The organism is Novipirellula caenicola (assembly GCF_039545035.1).
Lineage (GTDB): Bacteria > Planctomycetota > Planctomycetia > Pirellulales > Pirellulaceae > Novipirellula > Novipirellula caenicola.
Genome location: NZ_BAABRO010000078.1, coordinates 1 through 1,007 on the forward strand (window position 1 = coordinate 1; position 1,007 = coordinate 1,007).

Below are 1,007 nucleotides of genomic sequence, written 5' to 3' on the forward strand. Positions count from 1 at the left end.
TGGGGACGCGATCCCATGGTCTACCATCCGCACGTGCACTTCGTTGTCCCCGGTGGCGGAGTCAACGAAACCGAAGGCTGTTGGCAAGCGACTGCGGAAAACTTTTTCATGCATCACGGTACGGCCTGTCGCGTTTACAAAGAGAAGTTCAAAACGCGACTGGAAGAACTTGAGCTGCTTGATCAGGTCGATCCGAAAGTGTGGCGAAAGAAGTGGAATGTTGACATCAAACCGGTGGGTAACGGCCAAGCGGTGCTGAAGTACTTGGCTCCATACGTTTACCGCGTCGCGATCAGCGACAACCGAATCGTGTCGTGCACCGAAGACTCCGTCACTTATCGCTACACGCCTTCGGGCACAAAGCAATGCAAGCGGCGGACGGTCAGCGGTCTTGATTTCACGGTGGGGTTCTTGCAGCACGTGCTGCCGCGCGGCTTTCAGAAAGTTCGCTACTACGGCTGGATGAGCCCCAACCATCGGATCCGTATCGAGGAAGTCCGCTGGATGGTCTGGTTGTTCTTGGGCTGGACGTTCACGCTGGCAATGTTAGCTCGTAAGAAAAGTCACTCTCCTCCAGCGAGCCGCTGCACGGACTGCGGTGGTCCGTTGTCGGTCATCAAGATCACTGATCGAAACCACCGGGTGATCTATAGTCGCGGACCACCGCTGGAAAAGGCGAGCTAAACGATGCAGCTTACGATCGTTCGAACCGTCAAAAATGAAGCGTCACCAGGAGTGCGGTCGCAGACGGTCTGCGCAGATCGCGAAAAACAAGGCCCGCAGACGCACTGGCAGACAATCAGGAAACGCACAATGCGGCCCAGTTGCTGGCTGCAACGTGGCACCCCCGGGCCATCTCCGCCACCATCATCAGTCCTGTGGTCACGCGACAAGAAAGCAAAACCCTTCGTAAATTCTCTGGGTGATCGCTGAATCTTCAAAGCGTTCCACCGGCCTTCTTGAACCAAGGCCTTGAACATCGGCTCCGCTCGTGCCTCGCTCCGCGA

The 1,007-nt window shown here is 56.5% G+C and carries 1 protein-coding gene; it reads left to right on the plus strand.

The annotated features are described in order from the left end of the window. Positions 1 to 684: IS91 family transposase (locus tag ABEA92_RS31330; RefSeq protein ID WP_345689824.1), on the plus strand; the 684-nt coding region annotated here is incomplete at its 5' end. Positions 685 to 1,007: the final 323 nt, after the last annotated feature.